The 5,745-nt window shown below is 36.3% G+C and carries 6 protein-coding genes; all 6 read left to right on the top strand.

Annotation, left to right across the window (positions count from 1 at the left end; translation table 11 throughout):
- Positions 1-137: 137 nt before the first annotated feature.
- The 6 genes from GXN74_RS13995 (at position 138) to GXN74_RS13970 (ending at position 5,530) form a co-directional block, all read left to right on the top strand.
- The gene (locus GXN74_RS13995; protein WP_162371553.1) at positions 138-737 is read left to right on the top strand and encodes a TetR/AcrR family transcriptional regulator; all 600 of its coding nucleotides are present in this window, start codon (positions 138-140) and stop codon (positions 735-737) included.
- Between the two features lie 53 nt (positions 738-790).
- The gene (gene mle, locus GXN74_RS13990; protein ID WP_162371552.1) at positions 791-1,627 is read left to right on the top strand and encodes an alpha/beta fold macrolide esterase; all 837 of its coding nucleotides are present in this window, start codon (positions 791-793) and stop codon (positions 1,625-1,627) included.
- A 32-nt stretch (positions 1,628-1,659) separates the two neighbouring features.
- Positions 1,660-2,568 (top strand): Mph(B) family macrolide 2'-phosphotransferase, encoded by a 909-nt coding sequence (locus GXN74_RS13985; protein WP_162371551.1) that lies wholly within the window; start codon positions 1,660-1,662, stop codon positions 2,566-2,568.
- Between the two features lie 541 nt (positions 2,569-3,109).
- Entirely contained in the window at positions 3,110-3,661 is a 552-nt protein-coding gene (locus tag GXN74_RS13980) for a class I SAM-dependent methyltransferase (protein ID WP_162371550.1), read from the top strand.
- Between the two features lie 168 nt (positions 3,662-3,829).
- Positions 3,830-4,687: a recombinase family protein gene (locus tag GXN74_RS13975; RefSeq protein ID WP_343032838.1), complete on the top strand. Its 858-nt coding sequence runs from the start codon at positions 3,830-3,832 to the stop codon at positions 4,685-4,687.
- Between the two features lie 33 nt (positions 4,688-4,720).
- Positions 4,721-5,530 carry a CPBP family intramembrane glutamic endopeptidase gene (locus tag GXN74_RS13970; RefSeq protein WP_162371549.1) on the top strand — a complete coding sequence of 270 codons (810 nt, stop codon included), beginning with the start codon at positions 4,721-4,723 and terminating at the stop codon, positions 5,528-5,530.
- Positions 5,531-5,745 lie beyond the last annotated feature (215 nt).

Raw genomic sequence — 5,745 nt, 5'->3', positions numbered from 1 at the left:
TACCTATGAGATGGTTGAAATTCAATACGTGGTGTCTGTTGATTCATTCGAATATTAAAGTTGCATTTTCAAGGAACATTCGGGATGATTTCTTAATCTGTCCCGTAACAATATCTTACAAGGAGGGAGTTTAGGTTATGGCAAAATTTACAGAGTTAGAAAAAGAAAGAATTCGAGAAGAATTGCTTGAAGTAACCTATCGTTTTTTTATAGATAAAGGCTTTAAAAGTACTTCTATTGAGGATATTACTTCATCAGTTGGCATTGCAAAGAGTTCTTTTTATATATTTTGCGAATCAAAAGAAATGCTATATATGGAATTGTTAGCACGTGAGGGAGAACAAATTGAGAAACAGGTTTGGCCAGAGGTTATGGCCGCTAAGGACATATATACAGCTATAAAGACATATTTAAATAAAATGGCGATGGAATTGGAATCAAAAATATTAACCCAAAGGCTGATTTATGACCTGGAGGAATACAATATCGTTTCTAGAAAACTAAATCCACAATACATCGGTTCTGAAAGTCTGAGAAGTATTGTTCCACTAATGGAATTTATTAAGTCGCGGCAAGACTCTAAGGAGATTATTGATGAAGACCCAAGCGTTATAGCTGGAGTTTTAAGGGCCGCTTTACTAATAGGTTCTCAGAAGAGAGACTTGCAGCAATATAACTATGTAAGGGTTAGAGATTTATTATTTGAAGCTGTTGCTAACCAAATCATTCGGACTTAATTGGATATAGGTAAAGATATTATCTAAAGAAAGCAGAAAAGTGGTGATAAGTTATGACAGAAAAAATAATTCGTTTTAATGATGTTTATATCTGTGCTGAAAGTTTTGGCGAAATTAATAATCCAACGATCTTGTTAATTATGGGAGCTACTGCATCAATGATTTATTGGGAAGAAGAGTTTTGTAAGAGACTAAGTAACCAAGGGTTTCACATTATACGATATGACAATAGAGATGTAGGCAAGTCAATTACTTACGAATATGGCCATCCAGAGTATACCTTTGAAGATTTGGCTGATGATGCAATCCAAGTACTAGATGCCTATAAGGTTGATAAGGCCCACATAGTCGGTATGTCTATGGGTGGAATAATTACGCAGATAATAGCACTTAAACATCCAAGCAGGATTCTTACTATATCATTAATTATGACATCAAATTTCGATTCTAGTCTTCCCCAAAAGGATAGTAAAGTAACTGAGGCTTTAAGTGAGCTAAAAATCAGAAACTGGCAAAACAAAGATGAAGTGGTAGAGTATTTTATCAAAAAAAGCAAAGTTCTTATAGGATCAAAACATATATTTGATGAAGAGAAGATTAGGAGACTGAATGAAGAAGAATTTGATAGAGCTAGTAATTTGCAGAGTATGGAGAATCATGGATTAATTAAAGGCTGGGGTTCGTATTTGTCTAGAACCAATGAAATCAATGCTCCTACATTGGTAATTCATGGAACAGACGACACTATTATTCCCTACGAACATGGAATTCATCTTTCCGAAGTGATACCAAATGCAGTATTGGTTACCTTAGAGGGTACAGGGCATGAGCTTCACCATAATGATTGGGATGAAATTATTAATGCTATATCAAAGCATGCAGCAAATTAATGAATAAAAATTTTTAGACAGGAGTGATTTGAATGAGTAAAGATATGAAACAAGTTATAGAAATAGCTAAAAAACATAATCTTATTCTAAAGGAAGAAACAATGCAGTTTAATGAATCCGGACTTGATTTTCAAGTTGTATTTGCACTAGATGAAAGTGGAATAGATTGGGTTCTTAGATTGCCTAGGCGTGAAGATGTTATGCCTAGAACAAGGGTAGAAAAACAAGCATTAGATTTGGTTAATCAGTATGTTAAATCTTTTCAGGCACCAAACTGGATTATTTACACAAATGAGCTAATAGCATACAAGAAGTTAGATGGTGTGCCAGCAGGAACCATTGATCATAATATAAGAAACTATGTTTGGGAGATAGATATTAATAACGTTCCACCATCATTTCACATGTCTCTTGGAAGAGTGTTAGCAGAGCTTCATAGTATTCCTAATGATAAAGCTACAGAATTTGGACTAATAGTGCAAACACCTGAAGAAGCGAGAAAATCAATGAAGCAGCGCATGAATAATGTAAAAACAAAATTCGGTGTAGGTGAGAAATTATGGAACAGATGGCAGTCATGGGTTAATGATGATGAAATTTGGCCAAAGAAAACTGGACTGATTCATGGAGATGTTCATGCCGGACATACTATGATTGATAAAGAGGCTAATGTCACTGGATTGATTGATTGGACTGAAGCTAAGGTAACAGATATTTCAAATGACTTTGTTTTCAACTACAAGGCTTTTGGAGAAGAAGGACTAGAAGCTCTGATAATTGCTTATAAAGAAGCTGGAGGTTATTACTGGCCTAAAATGAAGGAGCATATTATTGAATTGGTCGCTGCATATCCGGTTTCAATTGCTGAGTTTGCAATCGTATCTGGTGTTGAGGAATATGTTCAAATGGCGAAGAAGGCATTGGAAATAGACAATATTTAAGCTGTATACTATTTGGCGAAAGGTATCCCCGGGGTAAAAATGCATAAATTACCCCATAGACAACTAGACTTGTTAAATTGTATAAGAGTAATGTGATACCGCATGTTGAGACGGTAGTATTGATGTCAAGGGTTTAGAAGATTGCTCTCGGAAAGCCTTGATATAAGGGTTTTCGGGAGTTTTTTGTTTAAAAATGAAAATTGAAAAACGACGATTTTTTGCTTTGTGGGAACTAGTCCATGAAGGCCTTAAAGCACCGTACAGAGCGGATTAGATGTCACTGACTCCGTACAGAACAGATTAGATGTCAGAGGGTCCGTACAGAGCAGAATAGATGTTTTTGTGAATCAGTGGGGTTGGAAAAGCAGGTTGGATGTTAAAGGAAAATAGACTAACTAACATAGTGTAAATTTGATATAATGATAGTTAGCCAGAGGAAGTTATTTTCCGAGGGATTAGAAGATATAGCATCTGATTTTTCAATTTCAATAATGCTGGATAACCATATGAGTTTAAGTTTCTAGAAGATGAGGGTTTAGTAATGAACAATCCATATAATAAACACTACAGACAAGAATCATATTTTGGAAAACCGTACCCGGGATTGGTTGAATTTTTTGAGAATTACTCCAATAGAAATGTTGTGCTTGATCTTGGATGCGGGCAAGGTAGAGATGCTTTGTTTTTAGGTAGGTTAGGTTATAAAGTAGTAGGAGTGGATATTTCTGATGTCGGTATCCAGCAATTGAACAAAGCAGCACTACAGGAAAAACTTCAAGTTGAAGGTTTTGTTGCGGACATCTATTCATTTGGAATTACGGATGAATATGACATAGTTTTATTGGATTCTATGTTTCATTTCTATAAGAATGATGTTGAGAAAGAAACAAAGGTGCTCCGCAGAATAATTGAAGAAATAAAGCCTGGTGGTCTGATATGTAATTTCATGCAAAAAGGCAATAAAAGAGAAAAAGAACTGAAACGCATCATAAAAGAGAGCGGAGTGACTTTTGAGGTTTTACTAGATGGGTATACCGACTACCCAGAATATGATGCAGAATTTCATATGTATATAATCAAGAAGCTCGAGTAGTAATAGGAGTTTCTTGTAATATGCAAAGTATCCTACATTAATTTCATTTAACATAAGAGCATCATTAACAATAAGTAAAATTTATTGTCAGTGAGGTGTAATATGGGTGAAAATAAAAGAGTTACATTTATTCCAGCAAAACCTCAAAAAAGAGAAAAATGAGTCGGCATATACTGCCGAGTCAGTACAAATAGTCAGGAGCAGCTGAAAAGTCTCACTACTCAGATATCAGCATTGACGAGATTAACATCTACCAATCCTAAATGGGTGCTGGTTGATGTTTACATAGACATTGCTTCAAGTAAAACAGGATCTTCTCGCAAAGATTTTAATCGTATGATTGAGGATTGTGAGAGACGTGATTTAGATATTATTATTACTAAGAGTATCAGTAGATTTGGTCGAGATACGGTGGAAATACTTGATGCTTTGAATCGATTAAAACTGCTGGGTATCCGGGTTATCTTTGAACAAGAAGAACTGGATACATTCAGTACTGATAGTGAACTCATGATCTCTGTCATCGAGTCCATTGCTCAGGCAGAGAATGAATCACGCGCAGATAATATTAAGTGGGGGATTAAGAAGAAAGTTGCTGATGGTAGTTCCAAGCTTTATAACAGAAAATGCTATGGGTTTGTTCATGATGACAGTGGGACCCTAGTTATAGATGAAGATCAAGCTAATAACGTGCGAACGATATTTGACCTTTATCTTCGTGGAAATAGTATTATAGGTATCGTTGCAGAATTGGAACGACTTGGAGTTAAATCACCTACGGGCAAAGACAAATGGTCTAAGCGGACGATTGATATTATGCTGAGCAACGAAAAATACATAGGAAATGTCAAGGTGTTGGATAATGGAAAGCACGACTCATATTATTTGGCAGAGGGCAATAATCCAGCCATCATTACAAATGAAAAATTTAAAGCTGTACAGATAGAAAAAGCGCGTAGGAGCAATGTCACAAAGGCTGGGGAAGAGACTCGTAGAAAAAGTGAAAAATATAGCTCAAAGAAGTGAAAATTCAAATATAGCCATACGAGGAGCAAGATTATGAAGAGAGATACAAAATTATATCTGTTTATTACATTTGCATGGAGTTGGTTCTTTTGGATAGTTGCGTATGTGATCAGTCGTTTACAGGGAAGTTATTTAGCGACGGATTACACTCTTTTCAGTCTATGGACTGAAACATGGGGAAGCAATCGTTTTTTACCCCAATTACTGTTTTCTATAGCAGTTTATGGTCCATTTATTGGCTTCCTAGCAACAGGAAGATTTAAAAGACTCCGTTACAATGCAGATGGTTCGAAGCGGTTTTGGCACTATATCATAGCCATCCCCGTAGTATTGGTGATACCCTCAATTGTTTTGAGCCTTATCACTTCGCATTACGATCAGAATATTCTTTTCACGTCATTTGGGACTTCATTGTTTCTATACTTTGTTTCAAATCTAATAACCAGTGGTACAGAAGAGTTTGGATGGAGAGGTGTTTTGTACCCTGATATGAAAGCACGTGGCATATCCTTCTGGGAAATTGCCTGGAAGGGTGGGTTAATATGGGCTGTCTGGCATTATCCTGCAGTCCTAATGATGTATATTCCTCTGGGAATTGCAGTTCTAGTCCCATCACTCGTAGGATTTACTGCCTCTATCATTGCGATGAACTACATAACCAATTTTCTTTATGAAAATACGCAGAATATCTGGTTTGCTGTCATTCTTCACGCACTCAATAATACGATGAGTTTTTTAGTTGTTATGCTGTTCCCTGGGACACCATTTTTGTTACTATCAAGTCTAATGGCATGGGTGATCGTTGGGTGGTTAGAGAAGAAATACCCAAAGACAACGGTATGACTATAGTCGATGATCAAGTTCTTCTTTTAAATTATGTAAGTAATATTATCAAAGGGACTGGTAAGTACTCTCAAAGAATTGAAAGTTTAAACCTGAATTCCCGGGAATTTATACCTAGGCTGGTGGCTCTACCCCCAGACACTTGTACAAATGGAGTTGCTTCTTCGTGATTTCGCCAATGCGATGTCTCTTGCCCGGCTGCTCGAAGCGCTCTA

The organism is Anaerotalea alkaliphila (genome assembly GCF_010179735.1).
In the GTDB taxonomy this organism is placed as follows: Bacteria; Bacillota; Clostridia; order Lachnospirales; family Vallitaleaceae; genus Anaerotalea; species Anaerotalea alkaliphila.
Note: the sequence above shows the minus strand (reverse complement) of the source record. Positions and strands in the feature narration are given on the sequence as shown.